A 23,370-nucleotide genomic window follows, 5' to 3' on the forward strand; every position below is an offset into this window, starting at 1 on the left:
CCCTCTCCCCGCTCGCGTCCAGCCTCGCTGCGCTCGGCACCCTCCCCCAACCCCTCCCTGGAAGGGAGGGGAGACGTCGACGCCACCCAGCAATCCGCCACGGCCTTCACCAGATCGCGCACGCGGCCGATATAGGCCTGGCGCTCCGCCACCGAAATCACGCCGCGCGCGTTCAAGAGGTTGAACAAATGGCTGGCCTTGATCGCCTGGTCATAGGCCGGCAGCGGCAGCTTGCGAGCAACCAAAGCGCGGCACTCCTCGGACACATCCTTGAAATGCTGGAACAGCTTCTCGGTGTTCGCCGCATCGAAATTATAGGCGCTGAACTGCTGCTCGTTCTTCAGGAACACGTCGCCATAGGTCACGCCGGCATCATTATAGGCCAGATCGTAAATGCTCTCGACGCCCTGGATATACATGGCGAGCCGTTCCAGACCGTAGGTAAGCTCGCCGGCGACCGGCGCGCAATCATGGCCGGCAACCTGCTGGAAATAGGTGAACTGGCTCACTTCCATGCCGTCGCACCACACTTCCCAGCCCAGGCCCCAGGCGCCCAAGGTGGGGCTCTCCCAATCATCCTCGACAAAGCGCACATCATGCTTCGCCCGGTCGATGCCGATGGCATCAAGGCTGCCGAGATAGAGGCCGATCAGATCGGCCGGGCTGGGCTTCAATATCACCTGGAACTGGTAATAATGCTGCAGCCGGTTGGGATTCTCGCCATAGCGGCCATCCGACGGCCGGCGGCTGGGCTGCACGTAACAGGCGTTCCAGTGATCGGGCCCCAGGCTGCGCAGCGTTGTGGCCGGGTGGAAGGTGCCCGCCCCCACTTCCAGATCATGGGGTTGCAGGATCACGCAGCCGTGGCCGCCCCAATACTGCTGGAGCGCGAGGATCATCGACTGGAAGGATAGCGGCTTGGTCACGTGTGGCCCTTAGCGGGCGGGAGGTTGCGCGGTCAATCAGCCACGAGCCAATCAAGGATGGCCTTGTCATCTGCCGGGTCGATCGGGGCGGCATAGACGGTGCGCATCTTGGTGATGGTTTCACCCCATTGCACGCGCGTCAGGCGCGGCTGGGCGGTGATCATCGCGGCGCTGTGGCAGGCGAGGCAATTGTTGTTCACCGCTTCGGACGACACGCCATAGCGTTCGGGCAGCAGGCCTTCGGCATCGGGCAGCTCCACCGCGAGACGCCTGGTGGGCGGGGCGGCGGCGACAAGGGCCAAGGCAGCAAGAGCGAGAGAGAGGCGCATCAGGCGATCTCCACGCGGACCGGATCGACGCCGGCCCGGTTGTATCCGGATGGGTTCCAGTTCTGGGTGAGCGGCTGCGAAACCCCGGCGGCATTGGTGGCCCGTGCAAGGATGATGTGGCGGCCCGGCCCCAGCGCCAGCGCGCCGCGAAAACGGCGGAAACTGTAACGGCCATGATCGGGGCCAAGCTGCGCCGGCACCCAGCTGCGACCGCCATCGGCGGAAAGCTCCACTTTCTTCACGCCCTGATCCCCACCAAAGGCCAAGCCCTGCACCGGGGTAAGGCTGCGTGGCGGCAGTTTGCTGTTGTCGGTGATATTGGTGATCACTGCACGCGGCCGCATGATGGTGACGGGCACACGCGGACCAGCGGGGGCGCCGGGCACGACATCGGCCAACGCGTTGGCGGGCTGCAGATAGGCCTTGGCCATCCAGAAGCCTTCATCCGCCTTGTCCAGCACCTCGATGTGATCGAGCATCTTCACCCAATAGGTGGAATACCAGCCCGGCACGACGAGGCGCAGCGGAAAGCCGTTCAAAAGGGGTAATGGCTGGCCATTCATGCCCCAGGCGATCAGCACATCGTCGGTCAGCGCATGATCGATGGGCAGCGATTTCTCGAAATCGGGGGCGGCCTCCACCAGCGGCGTGTCCAGCCCGCCGCAGCGCACGGCCACCGCGCCGGGCCTGACGCCAGCCAGCGCCAGCACGTCCTTCAGCCGCACGCCTTCCCACAGCGCATTGCCCATCGCGCCATTGCCCCATTGCGCGCCAGCCATGCGCGGGCTGAACAGGCCGCGGCCATTGCCGGCGCACTGGTTTACCGCGGCGATGGCGACGCGCGGCAGCCTGGCCAGATCGGCCAGCGACAGCTCAAGCGGCTTGCCGACATGGCCGCCGACGCGCAGCCGGTGCTTCGTAGGATCAATGCTGGTCGGGAACGGATAATGCCAGCGCACATAAAATCGATCGTTCGGCGTGAAATCATGGGCGTCAAACACGCTCAATGGCGTTTCCAGCAGCGGCGGCGTAGAGCGCTGCAGGATCATCTCCCCCTTTTGCGGGAAGGCGCGTGTGGTCGGCCGCAGGCCATTGTCCGCAAAGCCCAGATCGACTTGCGCCGCAGCGGGTGCCGCAAGAGCGGAAGCGATCAGGGTGCGGCGCGTGAGCATGGGGATGGTGTAGCGCTCGCCGCCGTCAGGCGCCATGAAGGATGTGCATCACGTCGCCATCCTGCACCACATATTCCTTGCCTTCCGCGCGCAGGCGGCCAGCGTCCTTGGCGGCGGTTTCGCCGCCCAGCGTCACATAATCCTCGTATCCGATGGTTTCGGCACGGATGAACTTCTTCTCGAAATCGCCATGGATTTCGCCGGCGGCCTGCGGCGCCTTGGAACCGCGCTTCACCGTCCAGGCGCGGGCTTCCTTGGGGCCGACGGTGAAGAAGGTGATGAGGCCGAGCAGTTCGTAAGCCGCGCGCACGACGCGGGCCAACCCGGTTTCGTGCAGGCCCAGGCTTTCCAGATATTCCTGGCGGTCGGCCGGTTCCATGGTGGCGATTTCGGCTTCGATGGCAGCCGAAACCACCACGGCACTGGCACCGATGCTTAGCGCCATCTTGGCCACGGCATCGCTCAGCGCATTGCCGGTGGCGGCGCTGGCTTCTTCGACGTTGCACACATAGAGCACCGGCTTGGTGGTGAGCAGCTGGGCTTGTCTCAGGGCGCGGGCTTCGTCCTCGTCCTTCGGTTCGGTCAGGCGGGCGGGCTTGCCGGCTTTCAGCAGTTCCAGCGCCTGTCCCAGCACGGCCGCCTGCACCTTGGCCTCCTTGTCGCCCTGCTGCGCCTTTTTCAGCAGCTGCGGCACCCGCTTCTCGAGGCTTTCCAGATCGGCCAGCATCAGCTCGGTTTCGACCGTTTCGGCATCCTCCACCGGATCAACCTTGCCGGCGACGTGCGTCACGTCATCATCGATGAAGCAGCGCAGCACATGGGCGATGGCATCGGTTTCGCGGATATTGGCAAGGAACTGGTTGCCCAGGCCTTCGCCCTTTGAAGCACCCTTCACCAAGCCAGCAATATCGGTGAAGCCCAGCTGCGTTTCGATGATCTTCTGGCTCTTGGCGATGGCGGCGAGCTTGTCGATGCGCGGGTCCGGCACGGCCACATTGCCCACGTTCGGTTCGATCGTGCAGAACGGATAATTGGCCGCCTGCGCCGCCGCGGTTTGCGTGAGCGCGTTGAACAGGGTGGATTTGCCGACATTGGGCAGGCCGACGATACCGACACGGATGGGCATGAAGTGGTTCCAGATGGATGAGGTTTGACTGCGCCCGTAGCCGGTGAAGGGGCAATTGCGCAAGCAGACTCCCCTGCCTTGCAGGGAGGGGAGATTCAGGGCTGCAACCGCAGCGCGATATCGGACAGGTAGCGGGCTTCATCGCCGGCCAGCAGCGTGGGCAATTCGGCGGCCAGCACACCCAGCAGATCGGCGAGCGGGTCCATCTCCAGCTTGGCGAAATTGCCCAATACGTGGCCCGTCACCCGGTCCTTGTGGCCGGGGTGGCCGATGCCGATGCGCACCCGCCGCCAATCGGGGCCGAGGTGGGCGTCGATGGAACGGATGCCGTTGTGGCCGGCCGCGCCGCCGCCATGCTTGATCTTCAGCTTGAACGGGGCAAGATCGAGCTCGTCGTAAAACACGGTGAGCGCGGCGGCCGGATCGAGCTTGTAGAAGCGCACCGCTTCGGCGACGCTGCGGCCGCTTTCATTCATGAAGGTGGCGGGCTTGAGCAGCAGCACCTTGGCCGGCCCGATGCGGCCTTCGGCGGCCATGCCCTGAAAGCGCGGACGAAACGGCCCGATGTTCCAGCGTTCGGCAATGGCATCAATGGCCATGAAGCCGACATTGTGCCGGTGCAGCGCATATTGCGCGCCGGGATTGCCGAGGCCAACAAGGATCTGCATGGCGCTTGCTGTGTCCCAAACAGGCAAACGGGGCAAGGGATTGCTCCCCTGCCCCGCAGCAATCGCTGGCTGACGCCGTTGCGCTTATGCGGTCGCGGCAGCTTCGCCTTCTTCGCTCTTCATTGCCTTCGGGGCAACGATGGTGGCGATGGTCAGGCCGGTCTCGCGGCCATGCGGCTTCACGCCGGCGGGCAGCTTCACATCGGCGATGTGGATGGTGGCGCCCACCTGCAGGCCGGCCAGGCTGATGGTCACATCATCCGGGATCACATCCGGCGCGCAATCCAGCTTCAGTTCGTGCGCGACGATGTTCAGCATCGCGCCGGTCTTGATGGCCGAAAGTTCCTGATCGACGAAGTGGACCGGGACCGTCACGGTGACGACTTCATTGCCGGTGAGGCGCAGGAAATCGACATGGATCGGACGATCGGTAACCGGGTGGAAGGCCACGTCGCGCGGCAGGGTGCGGATGGTGGCACCATCCAGTTCCAGCTCGACGATGGCGTTCATGAAATGGCCAGTGTGCAACTGGCGCATGAGGATCTTTTCCTCGACATGGATGGTGGTTGCGGCTTCGCCAGCACCATAGATCACGGCCGGGACACGGCCTTCGCGGCGGATCGCGCGGGAGGCTCCCTTGCCTGCCTTGGCGCGAAGTTCAGCCACGAGCTTGAAAGTTTCGCTCATTGCTTGCTCCTGAATGGATATGATTTCGTTTGCGCCCGCCGCCTCCAGGGATGCGAAAATGGCGGATCACCAACGAAGCGGCGCGCATAGGGGATGCCGGCGCAAAAGGCAAGCGAAGTCGGCCCGGTTGCAGGATCAAGGCCGGGCGGAGTCGGTGTAACTGTCGATCTTCAGGCTGCCGCCCTCCTCCACCAGCACGAACAGTTCCGACACCGGCCCCCGTTCATAGCGGGCCGACCAGGCAATGGTGGTGCGGCCATCGTCGTGGCTGATGCCGCTCAACTGGCCACCGGTATAGCGGCCGTGGCGCTGGATGATGGCCCGAAACGCCCGCGCCGTGCCGCCACCCGGGCGCAGATTGCGGGTCGATTGGCTGAGCAGGCCATCAACGGCAACCCAGTCCCCGGCATTGAGGGCCACGTGAAAGCGGTCAATCACAGCGCGGCTGGCTTTCTCGTCCGGCACGGCACATGCGGCTAGCGCAATTGCTGCCAGAGGGGTGAGCCACCCCCTCATTGGACTCGCTTCACCGGGATGCCACGCGCCTGCAACATGGCGATCAGACTGTGCGGCCCGGCCATGTGGGCCGCACCAACCGCCATGAACTTGCGGCCCGGCCGCTTCAGCGCAGCCTGCACCCAATTGGCCCAGGCGGCGTTGCGGTCGTGAAACAGGCGTTTTTCCAGTTCCGGCGACAGGCTGGCGTCGTCAAAATCCTTCAGGATGCGATCCACGTCGCCCGCACCCCAGGCGGCGACCAGCCCCTGCATCTGTTCCACAGTCTTGCCGGCATCGGCAATCGCTGAAGCGAGCAGCAGCCGCTGATCGGCTTCGGGCAGGCTGTCGAAAAGGGCCAATTGGCCGCGCGCGGTTTCCAGGCCAATCAGCCGCTTGCCGGCGGCGCGGGCGCGGGCAATCAGGGCGACATCAACCCCGGCCGCCGGATCAAGCCCGGCGCGCGCCACCTCGATCTGCACCAGGGTGAGCGCTGCCAGCCAGCTTTCCATCCCATCCAGCGCGCCCACCGGCAGCCCGGCGGCCTTCAGCAGCGCATCGGCCTTGGGCTTCAATTCGTCGGGCAGCCGGCTGGCCAGCGGCACCGGGGTCGGCAGCCGGCCCAATTCCATTACCACGGCGCGCATGGCGGCCGGATCGGACGGCCCGGCAATTTCCACCACCAGCGTGCCGGCGCGATTGAAGGCCTGCGCCGCCTGCGGGGTGAGCCAGTCCGTACCCTTCGGCAGGGCATGGATGGTGCCATAGAGCGTGATCTGACGCTTGCCCTGCCCCACCTGCCACATCGCCGGCACTGCCCAGGCGGGGGAAGCGAGCCACAGGCATAGGATCAGAAACAGGCGGTGCAACATCATGCAAGGTCGATAGCAGGCCGGCAGGCAACGAAAAAGGGCCGCCCCTTGCGGGACGGCCCTCTTTGTCGCGACGAGCGAAAAATCAGGCGGCGACGGCGCGGCGGCGGCGCATTGCGGCACCGGTCAGGCCGAAGCCGGCAATCAGCATCGCCCAGCTGGCCGGTTCCGGCACGCCAGGAGCCAGTTCACCCAGTTCATAGGTGAAAAGCACGCGGCTGATCGCGCCGCCTTCCGTCCAGATATTGACTGGATCGGTCGCGCGCATCTGGTTCTGCATGCCCAAGCGTTGCAGCGTGATGGCATTGCCGCCCAAGGTGGTGGCAAAGCCGCCCGCGCCATAGCTGTTGGTCGCCGACGCACCACGACTACCAAGCAGACCAACGATATCGCCGGCCCGGAACTGAATGGCGGCCGCAACGAAACCAATGCTGGCGTCGTCGCGGATCAGGCGCAGCGTGGTAAAATCATTGGTGGTGGCGCTGAACGTCGGGATGGCGCTGTTGAAGCGCATCACCGCGATGTCCTGACTGGCGCTGGAAGCGTCGGTCGGCACCAACAGGCCGGTGATGTAGAAATCGACCGGTGCGGTGAACCAGTAACCGCGGGTGTTGCCCGTGAAGGTCGAGGTCTGCGGGCCCACGTCGATCGTGGCCGCCGCAACTGGCGCTGCCAGTGCTGCCGCTGTCAGCAAAAGCATTATCTTGTGCATGAATCCCCCAAACAAAACCGCAGGCTCATTGAGTCTGCCGCTTCGAGGAAAGCAATATTCATGCCAACACTCGTCCAACGTTCAACACATTGAAAACAAACAGACAAACTCTACGCCTTCTCAAAGGAAGACGAAAATATGTCAATTTTTCCGACACTTATATCTTACCGGGCAGTTAACCCGCCTTGGCCCAATATTCGTCCTTCAGCAGCCGCTTGTAGAGTTTGCCGGTGTCATGACGCGGTAGTTCGGCGCGGAAATCAATGCGTTTCGGGCATTTCACATGGGAAAGCCGGCTGCGGACATAGTCGATCAGTTCGGCTTCCAGATCGGGCCCGGCCCTGGCCATGTCACGCGGCTGCACGACAGCGTGGACGGCTTCGCCCATCACCTCGTCCGGGATGCCGAACACCGCGACATCGGCCACTTCGGGATGCGAGATCAGCGTGTTTTCCGCCTCTTGCGGGTAGACATTGACGCCGCCGGAAATGATCATGAAAGCGGCGCGATCGGTAAGGAACAGATAGCCTTCCTCGTCGACACGGCCGATGTCGCCAAAGGTGGCTCCATGTTCGCCCATCACGCTGGCGGTCTTTTCGGGATCATTGTGGTAGCTGAAGTTGCCGCCGCCATGGAAGAAGATGCGGCCCACTTCATTGGGGCCGAGCCGGTTGCCATCATCATCGAGCACGCGGATTTCGCCCAAGATGGATTTGCCGACACTGCCCGGCCGCGCCAGCCACTCCTGGGGCGAGATTGCGGTGAAGCCCGCGCCTTCGGTGGCGCTGTAATATTCGAAGATCACCGGGCCCCACCAGGCGATCATGGCGTGCTTCACGTCCACCGGGCATGGCGCGGCGGCGTGGATGGCGACCTTCAGCGAGGAAAGATCATATTTCGCCCGCACATCATCGGGCAATTTCAGCATGCGCACGAACATGGTCGGCACCAGCTGGCTGTGGGTGATGTGGTGTTTTTCAACCAGCGCCAGATAGGCTTCGGGATCGAACTTCTCCATCACCACCACGGTGCCGCCGAACTTGTGCACGCTCATGCAGTAACGCAACGGGGCGGCATGATAGAGCGGTGCCGGCGACAGATATTTCATGCCCGGGGCGAACTGGTACAAGGCGGCCACCATCCCGGAAAGCGCATCGACCTGATCGATCGGGCCTTCCGGCAACGGCCCACGCACGCCCTTGGGCCGGCCGGTGGTGCCGCTGGAATAAAGCATGTCGCGGCCCGAACTTTCGTCGGCAATGCGGCTGGTGGGCAAATCGGCGATGGCCGCGGCAAAGCTGGTGCAGCCCGGCGCGCCGCCCCCGGTGCAGAACCGCGCCGATGGCGCCAGGCCGGGCGTGGCGGCCACGGCCACAGCGGCCAGGGCCGGCGAGCAGAAGATCGCCCTGGCCGCTGAATCCTGGGCGATGTAACCGGCCTCATCGGCGGTAAGCTTGGTGGACATCGCCACATAGATCAGCCCGGCGCGGGCCGCGGCCCAGCAGATCGGCAGGAAATCAATCTCGTTCAGCATCAGCACCGCGATGCTGTCGCCGCGCTGCAGGCCAAGGCTGCGCAGCAGATGGGCGATGCGGTTGGATTGCGCCTCCAGCCCGGCATAGGTCAGGGTTTCGCCGCTGCCAGCCATGATGATCGCCGGCGTATCGGGTTGGTTCGCGGCGTGATGGAACGGGTGCATGGTCTATCCCCTTGTGCGGTGACGGCGATCCCACCAGATGGCAACGGCCATCATGGCGGCAAACAGGCCGGCAAGGCCGGTGATGTTGATGGCAAGCTGCCCCCAACCCAACTTGCCGGCATCGATGAAATAATAGGGGTAGCTGCCGGTCTGGGCACCGACCAGCAGCGAAAACAGGCAGTAGGCCAGCGGCAGCGGCAGCACCGCCCACAGATGCTGCCAGTGCAGCCGCGCCTGCGGCCGCAGCAACAGCCACCACAGCGGCCAGGCGATCGGCGCCACCACGTGGAAGATGAAATCGATGATGGCGCGCAGCAGCGTGGGCGGCGGGTTCAGCCCAGCGAGCAGCGTGTTGTAGACGATGCCCACCACGGCAATCCACGCGGCGCTGGCCGCCAGCAGCGCCGGGTGCGCCGGCCCGCGCGCCCGGCCAACAAGCGCGGCATGGCCGGCAATAAGTGCCACGGCGGTGTTGGACCAGATGGTGAACCAGCCGTAGAGCCGCTGCACTTCCTCGATCGGATCGCGGCCGCGCTCCACGACGTTCAGCCCGAACTGGGTGAGCAGCGCCATGCCGCACAGCAGGGCAACCGCGGTTGCCGCCATGCGCGACCTGCCTGTCAGCCATTGCTCCATGGCGACAATAGCTAGCGCACGCCGCGACGGCCGCAAAGCCTGTTGCGATAGGGGGGAATTGGCCTGCCTGCGAGGTTGCAGCAGCGGGCCCGACCAGCTAAAGCGGCGCTCTATGTTCAAGCTCCCCGATCACAAAGACCGCGCCAAGACCGCCGCCGAAGCCCGCAAGGCCAAGCTGGAGAAATTCAAAGCCGCCGCGCCCAGCGAGGAAGCCATTGCAGCTGCTCGCGCCCGCGCCGAAAAGCGCGCCCAGAAAGAAGCCGAAGCCAAGCTCGCCCGCGCCGAACGCGCCCGCCAGCTGGCCGAGGAAAAGAAGCTGAAAGACGCCCAGCGCGAAAAGCAGGCCGAACAGCAGCGCCTGGAAGCCATTTCCCGCGAAGCCGCCCAGAAGGCCGCCCGCGACGCCCGCTACGCCGCCCGCAAGCAGCGCGTGCGCTAACCGGCTTGTCAGCGCCAGAACCGCGGCGCTGCCATCACCTGTTCGTGGGCCTTCCCGGCCTTCAGCAGCAACGCCGTGCGCTGTGCCATGCCGATCAATGCCGCCGCGCCGCGTGCACGGCTGCCGCCGATGCGGGCCAGTACCGCTTGCGCCACCGCCAGATCATTCAGCACGCCCAGAACATCCTGCAGCGGCAGCAGCGCCGCCATGAACCGCGCCTGCCGGCTGGCCGCCGGAAACAGGCTGCCCAACAGTTCGCTGGCATGGCGCAGCCGCTTCACCCGCTTGCGCAGCTGGTGGCGAGCGGCATCATCGCCCGCCACCAGCGCCCGGCCAGCTTTCTTCACCTTGCGCCGGCAGCGTTCAAGCTGGCGCGCAGCATGAACGCGCGCCGCGCCTGCCGGCAAGGGCGGGTGCAGCACGAGCCATTCCGACAGGTCCCGCAGCATGGCCCGGGTGGGCGCGGCGCGCAGTACGGCCATGGCCTCGACGAAAGCCTCATCCCGCGCGGCTGACAGGCGATCGTGCAGCAGGCCCGGCTTGGCACGCGCCAGCAACACATCCAGATCGCGTACAGCCCCCAATGCGCCCGACAGGTCGCGCAGTCCTGCCGTCAGCGCTGGCTGTGGGCCAGTGAGGGGCTCGAACAGCCGTAGTGCCGATCGCAGTCGGCGCAGACTCACCCGCGTCTGGTGCAGGGATTCGCCAATTGGGGCCGCCAACAATTGTGCCTCATTGCGGCGATACTGGCCAAGGCAGCTGCCGAGCACGGCGCGCCAGACCGCATCATTCCCGCCCAGATCCAGCAGCCCTTCCCGATCGCGGCCCATTTGCTCTCGCCCCGCACGATTCGACGGGCCAAGCATAACCGGATCAGTGGCCAGAAAATGCCATCAGACTATGGGGGGTGATGCCGGCGTCGCGCAGCCGCTGGGCACCACCCAGATCGGGCAGATCGATGGCAAAGGCCGCCTCGTTCACCACTGCCCCTGCCCCGCGCAGCAATTGCGCGCCGGCCAGTGCGGTGCCGCCGGTGGCGATGAGATCATCGACCAGGCAGACCCGGGCGCCTGCGCGCACGGCATCATCGTGCATCTCGATACGGTCGCTGCCATATTCCAGCGCATAGTTCACACCTGATACTCGGCCCGGCAGCTTGTTCTGCTTCCTCAGCAGCACCAGCCCCACCCCCAGTTCGCGGGCGAGCGCCGCGCCAAAGATGAAGCCTCGCGCTTCGATGCCGGCAATCAGGTCAGGCCTTGTGCCCAGGTTCGCCGCCATGCGCGTGATGCTGGCGGCAAAGCCAGGCCCGTCCAGCAGCAGCGTGGTGATGTCACGGAACATGATCCCCGGCTTGGGGTAATCGGGAATCGTGCGCACCAGCGCCTTCAGATCGTCATTCACTGTCGAGGCCCCCTTGAAACGCGAGGAGGCGGCCATCCGGGTGGATGACCGCCTCCCTGCAATCGGATGATGGCTGATCAGGCCTTCTTCACGTCGGCCCACACCTTGCGGTACGACAGATAGCCAAGGCCGGTCATGATGATCAGGAACAGGATCACCGCAACGCCGGTTTCCTTGCGGTTTTCCAGCTTGGGTTCCGCCGTCCAGGTCAGGAAGGCGGTTACGTCCTTCGCATATTGGTCGGTGGTCGCCGCGGTCCCGTCAGCATAAGTCACCTGGCCGTCGGCCGCGAGCGGCGGCGGCATGGCAATGTTGATGCTGTGGAAATAGGGATTGTAATAGCTGGTTTCCGGCTTGTTCCAGCCCTTCGGAACATCATCGGAATAACCGGTGAGCAGCGAATAGACATAGTTCACGCCATCGTGGCGCGCCTTGGTCATCAGCGACAGATCGGGCGGGTTGGCACCGTTCTGCGCCGCACGGGCGGCCGCTTCGTTGGCATAGACCAGCGGGAACTTGTCCGCACCGGTCGCCTTGCGGGTGGTGGGTTCGCCATTGGAATCGATGGTCGCAACCTCATACTCCGCCGCGATCGTCTTGATCTGGGCTTCGGTGTAGCCAAGATCGGCGAGATCGCGGAAGGCGACGCGGTTGATCGAATGGCAGGCCGAGCAGACTTCCTTGTAAACCTGGAAGCCGCGCTGCAGCTGGGCACGATCAAACGTGCCGAAGATGCCCAGATTGCCGGGGCCGTTGTGGGCCCAGACCATCTGCTTGGGATGCTTGTGAAGCTCTTCGGCCATGTTGGGCGCCTCGGCCTCACGGGGTTGCACGGCACCCCAGAGGACGTTGAGGACGAACAGCAGGCCGACGGCAAGTGCGCCGAGACGGATCATCAGATCAGCTCCTTATTCGGCCGGCTGTGCGACAGGCGCACCGCCACCGGTCTTGCCGTACTTGGCCAGCACCGCTTCCGAAATGGAATTCGGCAGCGGCGAGGTCTTCTCCAGCTTGGAGACGATCGGCAGGATGATGAGGAAATGGGCGAAATAATAGGCAGTGAGCACCTGGCTCAGCCGCACCCACGGTTCATGCGCCGGCTTGCCGCCGCACACGCCCAGGCCCAGCGCCACGGCGACGAACACCCAGAACAGGATGCGCGACAGCGGGCGATAGTTGTTGGAACGCACCGGCGACTGATCGAGCCAGGGCAGCACGAACAGCAGCAGGATCGAGGCGAACATGCCGATCACGCCCCACAGCTTGGCCGGCACACCGAGGAAATCGGACGTGAAGGCGCGCAGGATGGCGTAGAAGGGCCAGAAATACCATTCCGGCACGATCAGCGCGGGCGTCGAGAGCGGGTTGGCCGGGATATAATTGTCCGGCTCGCCCAGGCTGTTCGGCATGAAGAAGACGAAGGCCGCAAAGACGATCAGATAGACGCCCAGGCCCACGAAATCCTTCGCGGTGTAATAGGGGTGGAACGGCACGGTATCGGCTTCCGACTTCACGTCCACACCGGTCGGGTTGTTGGAACCCGGGATGTGCAGCGCCCAGACGTGCAGGATGATCACCCCGAACGTCACGAACGGCAGCAGATAATGCAGCGAGAAGAAACGGTTCAGCGTGGCATTGTCGGGCGAGAAGCCGCCCAGCAACCACGTCTGGATCGACGGGCCCACAACCGGCAGCGCCGAGAACAGGCCGGTGATGACCTGCGCGCCCCAGAAGCTCATCTGGCCCCAGACCAGCACATAGCCCATGAACGCAGTGGCCATCATCAACAGGAAGATGACAAGGCCCAGCATCCACAGCACTTCGCGCGGCGGCTTGTAGGACCCGTAATAGAGGCCACGGAAGATGTGGATGTAGACGACGCCGAAGAAGAAGCTGGCACCAACGGCGTGCATGTAGCGGATCATCCAGCCGCCGTTGACGTCGCGCATGATGTGCTCGACCGAGTCAAAGGCGACGCGGGTATCGGCGGCGAAATGCATGGCCAGCACCACGCCGGTGATGATCTGGATCACCAGCGCCACGCCGGCGAGCACGCCGAAATTGTAGAAGGCGTTCAGGTTCTTGGGCGTCGGATAGCCCGGCCCGAGAGCGCCATAGACGAAACGGGCGAGCGGCAGGCGCTCGTCCATCCACTGGCCGACGGCCGACGTCGGCTGATATTGCTTGGCCCAGGGAAAGCTCATGGTTCTGCTCCTCAGCCGATGGTCACAGCGGTGGGCGACTTGAACGTGTAGGGCGGCACTTCCAGATTCTTGGGCGCCGGGCCCTTCCGGATGCGCGCGGCGGCATCATAGTGCGAGCCGTGGCAAGGGCAGAAATAGCCGCCGAAATCGCCCTTGGCTTCGCCTTCCGCCGCGCCCAGCGGCACGCAGCCGAGGTGGGTGCACACGCCCAGCGTGATCAGCCACTGTTCATTGCCGGGCTTGGTGCGATCGGCCAGCGACTGCGGGTCGCGCAGCGAGGCAACATCCACCTTGTTCGATTCGGCGATCTCTTCCGGCGTCAGGTGCCGGGCAAAGATCGGCTTGCCGCGCCATGCAGCCTTGATGGCCTGGCCGGGCTGCAATGCCGACAGATCGAGATCGACCGACGCCAAGGCCAACACGTCGGCCGACGGGTTCATCTGGTTGACCAGCGACCATGCCACCGGCACCACGCCGGCACCGGCAAAGGCAGCCGTTGCCACATAGAGGAAATCGCGGCGACGCTCGCCACCGGGTTCCAGATTATCGGCAGTCGCCTGCCGCACTTCGCTCGCCATCGTGCCCCTTCCGGAATATGATGCATGGCGTGCAAGCCCACAGCCTGCCCGCATGGTGCGCCGGGATAGACAAGCAAATGCCGCAACGCAACGTAGAAAAGGGCCGCAGACATCGGACATTTTGGCGCGGATATGACAATCCGGTAATATTCTTGCGCGCACCCTGCCTGCCGTGGGGGGTTTCGCCGGCCGGCAAGCCTGTCTAAAGACTGGCCATGATCGAGCTTGATGACCAGCAGAAGGCCGCCCAGGCCTGGTTCCGTTCCCTGCGTGACAGCATCTGGGCGATGCTGGAGCAGCTGGAAGATGAATCGACCCTGCCCGGCGACGCCGGTCGCTTCGAAAAGCGGGTGTGGCAGCGCACCGATCATTCCGGTGGCGATGGTGGCGGCGGCGAGATGGGCATCATGAAGGGCCGGCTGTTCGAAAAGGCCGGCGTCAACATCTCCACAGTCTATGGCGAGTTCAACCCGGACTTTGCCAAGCAGATCAACGGCGCCGCCGAGGATCCGCGCTTCTTTGCCACCGGCATCAGCCTCGTGATCCACCCGGCCAACCCGCTGGTGCCGGCCGTGCACATGAACACCCGGATGCTGGTGACGACCAAGCGCTGGTTCGGCGGCGGCGTTGACCTCAACCCAGCCCTGCCCGACGCGGATGAGACGGCGACCTTCCACGCCGCGGTGAAGGCCACCTGCGACCGCCATCACCCCGATTATTACCCGGCCCATTCGAAGTGGGCGGAAGAATATTTCTGGGTGCCCCACCGCAACCGCCATCGCGGCGTGGGCGGCATCTTCTATGATCATCTCAACAGCGGCGACTGGGCCGCCGATTTCGCCTACACGCAGGATGTCGGCCGCTGCTTCCTCGAAACCTATCCCAGGCTGGTGCGCGCCAAGATGCACCAGAACTTCACCGAGGAACAGCGCATCGCCCAGCTGAAGTATCGCGGCCTCTATGCCGAGTTCAACCTCGTCTATGACCGCGGCACCACCTTTGGCCTGAAGACCGGCGGCAACACCGATGCCATATTGATGAGCCTGCCGCCGCTCGCGATCTGGGAATGAGCGAGCGTCAAGGTGGCGGCTCGATGGTGGCATCGCGGGTGATCGCGGTGCCGGCCGGGCAGATCGCCACCATCGTCACCTGCCTGGAAATGACCGCGCCCCCGGTGCCGTCCGTGCCGGTCAAATCCGCGCTGAAGCTGGAGCACTGGACCGCGCCCTTCGATCTGGCCCGTTATCGCGCCTTGTTCCGGGCCATTGGCCAGAACTGGCTATGGCGTGGGCGGCTTGTGCTGGATGATGATGCGCTGGCCGCCACGCTGGGCGCACCCTCACTGGAAGTGCATGTCGCCACTCGGCGCGATGGCACGCCGCAAGGCCTGCTGGAACTGGATTTCAGCGGCGACGGCGAATGCGAACTGGCCTATTTCGGCCTGGTGCCAGAACTGACCGGGCGCGGCCATGGCGCCTGGCTGATGGGCCATGCGCTGAAGCGAGCATGGAAGGACGGCATCAGCCGCGTCTGGGTGCACACCTGCGATCTCGATCACCCCGGCGCACTGGGCTTCTACCAGCGTCATGGCTTCCGCCCCTATGAGCGACTGGTGGAGATTTACGATGACCCGCGCGCCAGCGGGCTTTATCCGGCTGATACGGCGCCGACGGTGCCGCTGCTGTAGCCCGCGCACGAGGCGTTCGAACTATCGGGGCGGTGCGGCCAGTTGCCGATAGGCCACGGCACTGGCGCCGCCAACACCGATGGTGACGAGGCAATTGCCGATGGCCGGCACCAGCGCGTGCAGGAAGCGCCCCACCGCAGCCAATCCGCTGGTGCGCGCCACCACGTCCAGCGCGGCACCTGCGCCTTCGGCCAATATGCCAATGCCGATCACGCCGAACAGGCCCAGCACCAGGAACAGGGTGAGCTGCAGGCCCTGCCCTTCGCTCAAGGCCCAGCTGCGGCGCAACAGGGCCAAGGGGGTGCCAGCTTCGGCAACGGCGACCGCGCCCGACAGGAACAGTAGCCGGGCAAACAGCCACAGGCCGGGCACGATCAGCAGCAGGACGCCAAGCCCCACGGGCAGCGAGCCCAGCAGTTGCGCCGCTGCATAAGCCGGAAAAGCCGCAAGCGCTGCGGCCAGCGCCTCACGAGGCGTGGCATTGCCGCGCAAGACCAGATGGGTGGCGGCCAACTGGCCAAAGGCGGCGATCAGGCTGGGCACCGCCAGTCGCCACAGCAATTGCTGGTTGCTGATCGCTTCCAGGCTGGCGGGCGCCGGCGGGCCGAACAGCTCGATGGCAACCGCCGGCAGCAGCGCAAACGGCGCCACCAGGAAAAACAGCCGCGGCAGATCGGCACGCAGCGTGCCCGACATCGCATCCCAGAGAGCGGCTGCCGACAGACGTTGCATGGTCGGCCCCGTTCCGAGCCAGATCAGGCTGCGGGCTTCACGCCAGCTTCGGCCACCAGGGCATGGAGTTCGCCAGCCTGGAACATTTCCATCATGATGTCGCTGCCGCCCACGAATTCACCCTTGATGTAGAGCTGCGGGATGGTCGGCCAGTCGCTATATTCCTTGATGCCCTGGCGAATTTCCTGATCGGCCAGCACGTCAACGCCTTCGAAGGCGACGTTCAGCCGCTCGAGGATGGCGACGGCAGTGGAGGAAAAGCCGCACTGCGGGAAGAAGGGCGTGCCCTTCATGAACAGCACCACATCGTTGCTGTTCACCAGATCGGCGATGCGGTCATGGACGGGATTGGTCATCGATCGTTCCTCGTTGGGTGCTGTGGTTACCGTCGTCAGCCCACAACGGTGGTCAATTTCAAGGCATGGAGCACACCCCCCATGCGCCCGCCCAGAGCATTATACACCAGCCGCTGCTGTGCAACCCTGGACAGGCCGGCAAATTGTGGCGCCGTCACCACGGCGGCATAATGATCGCCGTCGCCGGCAAGATCGGTGATCTCCACCCGTGCCCCGGGCAGGGCTGCCAGAATCGCCGATTCGATGTCGGCGGCCGCCATCGGCATCAGGCAGCTCCGCTGATCTGGGCTTCGGCCTGGGCCAGTTTCTCGGCCAGCATCGCCTTGATATCGTTCACGCCGACGCCCAGCCCGGCCAGATCGCCGTGCAGCTTGGCGATGATGTCATCATCGCCCGGGATTTCGAGATCGGAAAGCAGCACCGCCTTGGCATAATCGTCCGCGGCCTGGCCTTCCTTGCCCAGTTTCTCGGCGGCCCACAGGCCAATCAGCTTGCCGCGGCGGGCAAGGATGCGGAAACGCATTTCCTCGTCGTGGGCGAACTTGGTTTCAAAGGCCTTCTGGCGGTCGTCGAACGTGGTCATCTTGTCCTGCTCCCAAGCGGGTTCGTCTACCCAAATAGGTAAGCACGGCCGCCTGATCAATGATTGTATCTCACCTTCTTTGCCGCTATGGCCACTCGCCCACGCGGGAGGGCCGTGTTAGCTTGCCCCTGCGCGACCGAATTTCAGCGGCGACCTGCCCTCGGGCAGGCCTCGCCGCCGTCGAAAGGCCAGAGAAAGGCATCCCATGACCCGCCGCCGCCAGATCTACGAAGGCAAGGCCAAGATCCTGTATGAAGGCCCGGAACCCGGCACCCTGATCCAGTATTTCAAGGATGATGCCACCGCCTTCAACGCCCAGAAAAAGGGCACGATCAGCGGCAAGGGTGTGCTGAACAACCGCATTTCCGAGCATGTGTTCACCTTGCTCGGCCTGATCGGCATCCCCACCCACTTCATCCGCCGTCTCAATATGCGCGAGCAACTGGTTCGCCAGGTTGAAATCATTCCGATTGAGGTCGTGGTGCGCAATGTGGCCGCCGGCAGCATCGCCAAGCGGTTCGGCATCGAGGAAGGCACCCAGCTGCCACGCACCATCATCGAATATTATTACAAGGATGATTCGCTCGGCGACCCGCTGGTGACCGACGAGCATATCTCGGCCTTTGGCTGGGCCAGCCAGGACGAGATGCACGACATCGCCGACATGGCGATCCGCATCAATGATTTCATGGCCGGCATGTTCGCCGGCGTTGGCATCAGGCTGGTGGATTTCAAGCTGGAATTCGGCCGCCTGTTTGATGGCGAGTTCGCCCGGGTGATCCTGGCCGACGAGATCAGCCCCGATGGCTGCCGCCTGTGGGACATGAAGACCGGCGACAAGATGGACAAGGACCGGTTCCGCCGTGATCTGGGCGGCGAAGTCGAAGCCTATCAGGAAGTCGCCCGCCGCCTGGGCCTGCTCACCGAAGACGAGCCGGCCGTGCTCGACCTGGAAGAGCATCGCAAGGCAAGGGTTCAGACTCTGGGCAAGGACAAGCCGGCGGATTAAGCCCCTCCTGAGGGTCAGGAAGCCCAGCGCACAGGTTCGATCCGCTTGACGGCACGGGCAAAGATCAGCGTGCCACCGGCCACCACGGCGGCGGTCATCAGAAAGGCGGGGCGGTAGCCGGCGGCATCGACGATGATGCCGGTGAGCACCGGCCCGACAATGCCCGACAGATTGCCGATGCTGGTCTGCACCCCGACCCAGCGGCCGGCCGACGCGGGCCCGGCCATGGTCTGACCAAAGACGAACAGCATGTTGGGCAGCGGTCCATAGCCGAAGCCGGTGATGGCGATCAGCGTCACCAGCGGCAGCCATCCCTGAATTTCCGGCAACAGCATCAGGCCCGCGACATAGGCAAAGACCGAGCCGAACAGCATGCGCCGCCGCCACACGGACCCATCGGCGCCGCGGCGTATGGCCCGATCGATCAGCCAGGCGCCCGCCGTGCCGCCAATGATCTGCGCGACATAGAAGACGCTGGTGAGCAGGCTCATGTCGATGATCGAAAAGCCACGCGCCTTCACCAGCCAAAGCGGCAACCAGCCGACAATGAAATAGAGCCCGAAGGTGCCGGCCAGATGCAGCAATGTGATGGCCCAGAACGCCGGTTGCCGCAAAACCTGGCCCAGCGGCACGGCGGCATCGAGCGTCGCTTCCTGCTTGCCTTCACCCTCTTCGATGCCGCGCCGGGCCAGCCACCAGGGCACCAGCCAGACCAGGGTCACCAGACCAAAGATGATGAACATCTCGCGCCAGCCCCAGAATTCCATGATGAAACCTCCGCCCAGCGTGCCGATCAGCGGCCCGAGGGCCAATCCGCCCGACAACGAGACATTGGCCAGGCTGCGCGCGCCTTCCGGTACCCGGGCGATCAGTTTCGATCCGCAGGGAAAGGCGACGCCTTCGCCCAGCCCCATCAGCAGGCGCAGCATCAGGAGCCCGGTAATGCCGCCAGCCACACCGGTGCCGACAAAACCCATGCCGATCGTGGCCAGCGCCCAGGTGGCGACGCCCAGCGCCATCAGCAGCCGCACGCTCATCTTGTCCGCCAGCCAGCCGGCCAATGCGAGAGCGGGCACATAGGTCCAGTAGAAGCTGGAGACGATGACGCCGTACCGTTCGTTGGTGAGGCCGAATTCATCCTTGATCAGCGGCGCCGCCACGCTGACGGCGCCGCGATCGATGTAGTTGAGCGCAATGGCGGCCCCGATCAGGATGATCGCCCAGCGCAACGGACCTGACAGCATGAAGTTCTCCCCGGCCGGCACAGTGGCGGCCACGGATTGGGCCGTCAACCGGCCACTGGATCGGCGCGCCCTGCTTTGGCATCCTGCCCCCATGATCATCCGCCCGCTCGATCCCGCCGCCGACCGGCAGCTGCTGCCAGGCCTCGCCGCCATGATGGTGGAGGCCGTGGCGGGCGGCGCCTCCATCGGCTTCATGGCCGGGTTTGATCAGGCTGGCTCACTGGCCTGGTGGCAGGGCCGGCTGGCAGCCGCGGCGCAGGGCGAGGTGCAGATATTGGTGGCGCTGGATGATGGCGGCGTTGCCGGCACGGTAAGCCTGGTGCCCGCCGCCATGCCCAACCAGCCGCACCGCGCCGATATCGCCAAGATGATGGTGGCTGGCCGGGCGCGCGGGCGCGGCGTGGGTGCCGCGTTGCTGGCGGCGGCGGAGGCACGGGCGCTGGCACAGGGACGCAGCACATTGGTGCTGGACACGATCAGCGGATCGGTGGCAGCGCGGCTTTATGAACGGGCGGGCTGGGAAAAGGTGGGCGACATCCCGGCCTATGCCTTGATGCCTGACGGCGCGATGGCGCCCACCACGGTCTATACCAAGCGGCTGATCTGATCCTCAGCTGCCCAGCAGGATCAGCGCAGCGACGCCACCAAAGGCCAGCACGGCAGCGGTGAGCGGCCAGAACAGGCCGGCGCTGGCCGAGCGGGCTGGCGCTGCCGAACGTGCCACCGGGGCCGGAGCGGCCATCAGCGGTTGCGGCGCAGCGGCAGGCGCCTCAGCGACGACCGGCGGTGGCGGTGGCGGCGGTGGCGGCGGGGGAGGAGGTGGCGGCGGCGGTGCCATCACCGGTTCCGGGCTGGCGGCAGGCGGCAGCGCTTCGGCGGCCGGTGCAGGAGCAGGCGCAGGAGCAGGCGCGGCTTTGGCCTTGCCGGCCTTGGCCTTGGGCCGGAAATCGTCCAGCCGGCCAAAGGCTTCGGCCAGCAGATAATAGACGGTGACGCGATTCTTGGTGCGATCCGCCTTCATGCGATCGCCCACCGCCGCAATGGCGGCATCCAGCACGTCGTCCGCATCGGTCAGCGCCAGCTTCTTGCGCAGGAAATTGGCTTTCACCCGATCGGTTTCGGTCTTGTCCGAGAAGGCGACCAAAGAGGAATCCTTGTTGCGCAGCGCTATGCCGCAATAACGCACGATGCCGGCGATGATGTCACCATCAGCATCGGGCACATATTTGCGAACGTCGACTGACCAATCTTCCGCCATTGCGGCCCCCTTCATGATTGAAGTCGGCAAGTTATCGGCAATCGCCTGCTTGGGCAATCCGTCTTGCCGCGCCGCTGGCATCGCTCGCCGCAACCGGCTATGGCGTGGTCCGTGCAGGGCAAGACCATCCTTCTGATCGTGGGCGGCGGCATCGCGGCCTTCAAGGCGCTGGAACTGGTGCGCGAACTGGGCCGTGCAGGGGGCCGCGTGCTGCCGGTACTCACCGAAAATGGCGCGCGCTTCGTCACGCCACTCTCCCTTTCGGCGCTGGCCGGAGCGCAGGTGCGCACCAGCCTGTGGGATCTCGAAGACGAAGCCGCCATGGGGCATATCCAGTTGAGCCGCGCCGCCGATCTGGTGGTGGTGTGCCCGGCCACCGCCAGCCTGATGGCGCGGGCGGCCGGCGGCCAGGCCGATGATCTGGCCACCACATTGCTGCTCGCCACCGACAAGCCGGTGCTGATGGTGCCGGCGATGAACGTGCGCATGTGGCTGCACCCGGCCACCCAGCGCAATATCGCCACGCTGCGCAGTGACGGCATAACGGTAATGCAACCGGATGATGGCGCCATGGCCTGCGGGGAGTTTGGCCCCGGACGTTTGCCCGAAGTGCCGGCGATCATGGCGGCGATTGCGGCGTTTTTCGGAGCGAAGCCGCTGGCCGGCCGCCACGCCCTGGTCACCGCCGGGCCGACGCATGAACCGATCGACCCGGTGCGCTTCATCGGCAATCATTCATCGGGCAAGCAGGGTTTTGCGATCGCCGCCGCGCTGGCGCAACTGGGCGCGCGCGTGTCGCTGGTGGCCGGGCCGGTGCATCTGCCGACGCCGGCTGGCGTCACCCGCATCGACGTGACGACCGCCCGCGACATGCAGGTCGCCTGCGCGGCCGCCCTGCCCGCCGATATCGCCGTGATGGTCGCTGCCGTCGCCGATTGGCGTGCGGAAACCGCGCCGCACAAGCTGAAGAAGGACGGCAAGGCGCTGCCGCCGCTGGCCCTGACGGAAAATCCCGACATCCTGGCCGGCATTGGCCATCATGCGCTGCGCCCGGCGCTGGTGGTCGGCTTTGCCGCCGAGACCCATGATCTGATCCCTCACGCCGTGGCCAAGCGGCTGAAGAAGGGCGCCGACTGGATCGTCGCCAACGATGTGACCGAAGGCGTGTTCGGCAGCGATTCCAACCATGTGCATCTGGTGACCGCCAGCGGTGCCGAAGACTGGGGCGCACAGGTCAAGCAGGCCGTCGCCACCGCCCTGGCCCAGCGCATCGCCGCGCATTTTGCAGGACAGTCATGATCGCGATCCCGCTCACCATCCTGCCCCACGGCGAGGGCCTGCCGCTGCCGGCCTATGCCACGCCCGGTGCCGCCGGCATGGACGCAGTGGCGGCCGTGACCGAGACGGTGATGCTGCATCCCGGCGCGCGCTTCCCGGTGCCGCTGGGCTTCTGCATGGCAATCCCCGACGGTTATGAAGTGCAGGTGCGGCCGCGTTCCGGCCTCGCCATGAAGAATGGCATCACGGTTCCCAACAGCCCCGGTACCATCGACAGCGACTATCGCGGTGAAGTGAAGGCGCTGCTGATCAACCTTGGCAGCGAGCCCTTCGCCATCGAGCGCGGCATGCGTATCTGCCAATTGGTACCGGCGGCGGTGACGCGCGCCACGCTGGCCGTGGTCGCCGCGCTGGACGACACGCAGCGTGGTGCCGGCGGCTTCGGCTCCACAGGAGTGCACAGTTGAATTTTTCTGACGACGAGCTGGAACGTTACGCCCGTCACCTGGTGCTGCCCGAATTCGGCGGGCGCGGCCAGGCGGCCCTGGCCCGGGCGCGGGTGGCCGTGGTCGGTGCCGGCGGACTGGGCTCCCCTTGCCTGCTCTATCTCGCGGCGGCAGGCGTCGGCCGGCTGACCATCATCGATGACGACGCGGTGGCGCTCTCCAACCTGCAACGCCAGGTGCTGTTTGAAACGGCGGACGCCGGCGAGATGAAGGCGGAACGCGCAGCCAGCCACCTGCATGCACTCAACCCGCATGTCGAAACCGTGGCGGTGCCGCTGCGCCTCGATGCCGATAATGTCGATGCACTGCTGGCCGGGCATGATCTGATTGTTGATGGATGCGACAGTTTCGCGACGCGGCTGCTGGTGGCCGATTGCGCGCTGGCGCTGCGGGTGCCGCTGGTATCGGGCGCGGTTGGGCCGTTCGATGGCCAGGTCGCGGTGTTCAAGGGGTTTGATCCCGCCCTGCCCTGCTATCGCTGCTTCGTCGGCAACCCCATCGACCAGCCCGAGCGCAATTGCGCCGCCGTCGGCGTGCTGGGCGCGCTCACCGGCGTGATCGGCAGCCTGATGGCGATGGAGGTGATCCGCGAATTGTCTGGTTTCGCAGCCGGCAGCGCTGGCGGGATCACCCTGTTCGATGCGCATGCCGGCCGCTTTCGCAGCATCACATTGCCGAAAGATCCGGCTTGCCTCGCCTGCTCTGCCCCATAGCTGCCGTATTTGCCGGATAATACAGTCCCGTGCCCCAACGTCGCCCTGCCCCACGCC

The 23,370-nt window shown here is 65.1% G+C and carries 30 protein-coding genes; 8 read left to right on the forward strand and 22 right to left on the reverse strand.

Annotated elements, in window-relative coordinates:
- The 11 genes from D619_RS15030 to D619_RS0100065 form a co-directional block, all read right to left on the reverse strand.
- The coding region (locus D619_RS15030) for a glycine--tRNA ligase subunit alpha (RefSeq protein ID WP_017666497.1) at positions 1–926 on the reverse strand (926 nt) is incomplete at its 3' end.
- Between the two features lie 32 nt (positions 927–958).
- Positions 959–1,255 carry a hypothetical protein gene (locus D619_RS0100020; RefSeq protein WP_033372643.1) on the reverse strand — a complete coding sequence of 99 codons (297 nt, stop codon included), beginning with the start codon at positions 1,253–1,255 and terminating at the stop codon, positions 959–961.
- A complete protein-coding gene (locus D619_RS0100025) occupies positions 1,255–2,463 on the reverse strand; it encodes a molybdopterin-dependent oxidoreductase (RefSeq protein WP_017666499.1) in 1,209 nt (402 codons plus the stop codon). The genes D619_RS0100020 and D619_RS0100025 overlap by 1 nt, the downstream gene beginning before the upstream one ends.
- Positions 2,453–3,553 carry a redox-regulated ATPase YchF gene (gene ychF / locus D619_RS0100030; protein WP_017666500.1) on the reverse strand — a complete coding sequence of 367 codons (1,101 nt, stop codon included), beginning with the start codon at positions 3,551–3,553 and terminating at the stop codon, positions 2,453–2,455. Before ychF ends, D619_RS0100025 begins: the two co-directional genes overlap by 11 nt.
- A 95-nt stretch (positions 3,554–3,648) precedes the next feature.
- Positions 3,649–4,221 carry an aminoacyl-tRNA hydrolase gene (gene pth, locus D619_RS0100035; protein ID WP_017666501.1) on the reverse strand — a complete coding sequence of 191 codons (573 nt, stop codon included), beginning with the start codon at positions 4,219–4,221 and terminating at the stop codon, positions 3,649–3,651.
- Between the two features lie 84 nt (positions 4,222–4,305).
- Complete coding sequence (locus D619_RS0100040; protein ID WP_017666502.1) at positions 4,306–4,908, reverse strand: 50S ribosomal protein L25/general stress protein Ctc; 603 nt, start codon at positions 4,906–4,908, stop codon at positions 4,306–4,308.
- Between the two features lie 135 nt (positions 4,909–5,043).
- The gene (locus D619_RS0100045) at positions 5,044–5,373 is read right to left on the reverse strand and encodes a hypothetical protein (RefSeq protein ID WP_017666503.1); all 330 of its coding nucleotides are present in this window, start codon (positions 5,371–5,373) and stop codon (positions 5,044–5,046) included.
- Positions 5,374–5,420: 47 nt separating this feature from the next.
- The gene (locus tag D619_RS0100050; RefSeq protein ID WP_017666504.1) at positions 5,421–6,278 is read right to left on the reverse strand and encodes a TraB/GumN family protein; all 858 of its coding nucleotides are present in this window, start codon (positions 6,276–6,278) and stop codon (positions 5,421–5,423) included.
- Between the two features lie 82 nt (positions 6,279–6,360).
- Positions 6,361–6,987, reverse strand: a complete 627-nt coding sequence (locus tag D619_RS16965) for a PEPxxWA-CTERM sorting domain-containing protein (RefSeq protein WP_081586973.1) — start codon at positions 6,985–6,987, stop codon at positions 6,361–6,363.
- Between the two features lie 175 nt (positions 6,988–7,162).
- On the reverse strand, positions 7,163–8,686 hold the full coding sequence (locus D619_RS0100060) for an acyl-CoA synthetase (protein ID WP_017666506.1): 1,524 nt from the start codon (positions 8,684–8,686) through the stop codon (positions 7,163–7,165).
- 3 nt (positions 8,687–8,689) lie between these two features.
- Positions 8,690–9,292 (reverse strand): Pr6Pr family membrane protein, encoded by a 603-nt coding sequence (locus D619_RS0100065; RefSeq protein WP_017666507.1) that lies wholly within the window; start codon positions 9,290–9,292, stop codon positions 8,690–8,692.
- Between the two features lie 142 nt (positions 9,293–9,434).
- Here D619_RS0100065 and D619_RS0100070 point away from each other — a divergent pair, with 142 nt between their 5' ends.
- Positions 9,435–9,761 (forward strand): DUF6481 family protein, encoded by a 327-nt coding sequence (locus D619_RS0100070; protein ID WP_017666508.1) that lies wholly within the window; start codon positions 9,435–9,437, stop codon positions 9,759–9,761.
- Positions 9,762–9,769: 8 nt separating this feature from the next.
- On the opposite strand, the gene D619_RS15040 is transcribed toward D619_RS0100070, so the two are convergent.
- From D619_RS15040 to petA, 5 genes are all read right to left on the reverse strand, one after another.
- Positions 9,770–10,591, reverse strand: a complete 822-nt coding sequence (locus D619_RS15040; RefSeq protein WP_017666509.1) for a CHAD domain-containing protein — start codon at positions 10,589–10,591, stop codon at positions 9,770–9,772.
- A 43-nt stretch (positions 10,592–10,634) separates the two neighbouring features.
- Positions 10,635–11,165 (reverse strand): adenine phosphoribosyltransferase, encoded by a 531-nt coding sequence (locus tag D619_RS0100080; RefSeq protein WP_026090535.1) that lies wholly within the window; start codon positions 11,163–11,165, stop codon positions 10,635–10,637.
- Positions 11,166–11,242: 77 nt separating this feature from the next.
- Positions 11,243–12,061, reverse strand: coding sequence for a cytochrome c1 (locus D619_RS0100085; protein ID WP_017666511.1), 819 nt, complete (start codon positions 12,059–12,061; stop codon positions 11,243–11,245).
- Between the two features lie 12 nt (positions 12,062–12,073).
- A complete protein-coding gene (locus D619_RS0100090) occupies positions 12,074–13,369 on the reverse strand; it encodes a cytochrome b/b6 (RefSeq protein ID WP_017666512.1) in 1,296 nt (431 codons plus the stop codon).
- A gap of 11 nt (positions 13,370–13,380) precedes the next feature.
- A complete protein-coding gene (gene petA / locus D619_RS0100095) occupies positions 13,381–13,947 on the reverse strand; it encodes a ubiquinol-cytochrome c reductase iron-sulfur subunit (protein ID WP_017666513.1) in 567 nt (188 codons plus the stop codon).
- A gap of 215 nt (positions 13,948–14,162) precedes the next feature.
- Here petA and hemF point away from each other — a divergent pair, with 215 nt between their 5' ends.
- Together hemF and D619_RS0100105 are read left to right on the forward strand one after the other, a co-directional pair.
- Positions 14,163–15,017: an oxygen-dependent coproporphyrinogen oxidase gene (gene hemF, locus D619_RS0100100; RefSeq protein WP_017666514.1), complete on the forward strand. Its 855-nt coding sequence runs from the start codon at positions 14,163–14,165 to the stop codon at positions 15,015–15,017.
- A complete protein-coding gene (locus D619_RS0100105; protein ID WP_017666515.1) occupies positions 15,014–15,634 on the forward strand; it encodes a GNAT family N-acetyltransferase in 621 nt (206 codons plus the stop codon). Before hemF ends, D619_RS0100105 begins: the two co-directional genes overlap by 4 nt.
- Before the next feature lie 21 nt (positions 15,635–15,655).
- On the opposite strand, the gene D619_RS16970 is transcribed toward D619_RS0100105, so the two are convergent.
- The 4 genes from D619_RS16970 to D619_RS0100125 are packed head-to-tail and all read right to left on the reverse strand — an operon-like array spanning position 15,656 to position 17,305.
- Positions 15,656–16,366 (reverse strand): hypothetical protein, encoded by a 711-nt coding sequence (locus D619_RS16970; RefSeq protein WP_152417216.1) that lies wholly within the window; start codon positions 16,364–16,366, stop codon positions 15,656–15,658.
- 23 nt (positions 16,367–16,389) lie between these two features.
- Entirely contained in the window at positions 16,390–16,722 is a 333-nt protein-coding gene (grxD, locus tag D619_RS0100115) for a Grx4 family monothiol glutaredoxin (RefSeq protein WP_017666517.1), read from the reverse strand.
- Between the two features lie 35 nt (positions 16,723–16,757).
- On the reverse strand, positions 16,758–16,988 hold the full coding sequence (locus D619_RS0100120; RefSeq protein ID WP_017666518.1) for a BolA family transcriptional regulator: 231 nt from the start codon (positions 16,986–16,988) through the stop codon (positions 16,758–16,760).
- Positions 16,988–17,305, reverse strand: a complete 318-nt coding sequence (locus D619_RS0100125) for a DUF1476 domain-containing protein (protein WP_017666519.1) — start codon at positions 17,303–17,305, stop codon at positions 16,988–16,990. Before D619_RS0100125 ends, D619_RS0100120 begins: the two co-directional genes overlap by 1 nt.
- Positions 17,306–17,510: 205 nt before the next feature.
- Here D619_RS0100125 and purC point away from each other — a divergent pair, with 205 nt between their 5' ends.
- Positions 17,511–18,314 (forward strand): phosphoribosylaminoimidazolesuccinocarboxamide synthase, encoded by an 804-nt coding sequence (purC, locus tag D619_RS0100130; RefSeq protein ID WP_017666520.1) that lies wholly within the window; start codon positions 17,511–17,513, stop codon positions 18,312–18,314.
- Positions 18,315–18,328: 14 nt separating this feature from the next.
- On the opposite strand, the gene D619_RS15050 is transcribed toward purC, so the two are convergent.
- Positions 18,329–19,558, reverse strand: coding sequence for an MFS transporter (locus D619_RS15050; protein ID WP_017666521.1), 1,230 nt, complete (start codon positions 19,556–19,558; stop codon positions 18,329–18,331).
- On the opposite strand from D619_RS15050, the gene D619_RS0100140 reads away from it, so the two are divergent.
- On the forward strand, positions 19,557–20,165 hold the full coding sequence (locus D619_RS0100140; protein ID WP_017666522.1) for a GNAT family N-acetyltransferase: 609 nt from the start codon (positions 19,557–19,559) through the stop codon (positions 20,163–20,165). The genes D619_RS15050 and D619_RS0100140 overlap by 2 nt on opposite strands.
- A 3-nt stretch (positions 20,166–20,168) precedes the next feature.
- Here D619_RS0100140 and D619_RS17490 read toward each other — a convergent pair whose 3' ends face one another.
- Complete coding sequence (locus tag D619_RS17490) at positions 20,169–20,831, reverse strand: DUF2853 family protein (RefSeq protein WP_206536332.1); 663 nt, start codon at positions 20,829–20,831, stop codon at positions 20,169–20,171.
- Between the two features lie 84 nt (positions 20,832–20,915).
- On the opposite strand from D619_RS17490, the gene coaBC reads away from it, so the two are divergent.
- The 3 genes from coaBC to moeB are packed head-to-tail and all read left to right on the forward strand — an operon-like array spanning position 20,916 to position 23,313.
- Positions 20,916–22,115, forward strand: coding sequence for a bifunctional phosphopantothenoylcysteine decarboxylase/phosphopantothenate--cysteine ligase CoaBC (coaBC, locus tag D619_RS0100150; RefSeq protein ID WP_017666524.1), 1,200 nt, complete (start codon positions 20,916–20,918; stop codon positions 22,113–22,115).
- Complete coding sequence (gene dut / locus D619_RS0100155) at positions 22,112–22,561, forward strand: dUTP diphosphatase (protein ID WP_017666525.1); 450 nt, start codon at positions 22,112–22,114, stop codon at positions 22,559–22,561. Before coaBC ends, dut begins: the two co-directional genes overlap by 4 nt.
- Positions 22,558–23,313: a molybdopterin-synthase adenylyltransferase MoeB gene (gene moeB / locus D619_RS0100160; protein ID WP_017666526.1), complete on the forward strand. Its 756-nt coding sequence runs from the start codon at positions 22,558–22,560 to the stop codon at positions 23,311–23,313. Before dut ends, moeB begins: the two co-directional genes overlap by 4 nt.
- The last annotated feature ends 57 nt before the right edge of the window (positions 23,314–23,370 follow it).

Source organism: Sandarakinorhabdus sp. AAP62 (genome assembly GCF_000331225.1).
GTDB lineage: Bacteria > Pseudomonadota > Alphaproteobacteria > Sphingomonadales > Sphingomonadaceae > Sandarakinorhabdus.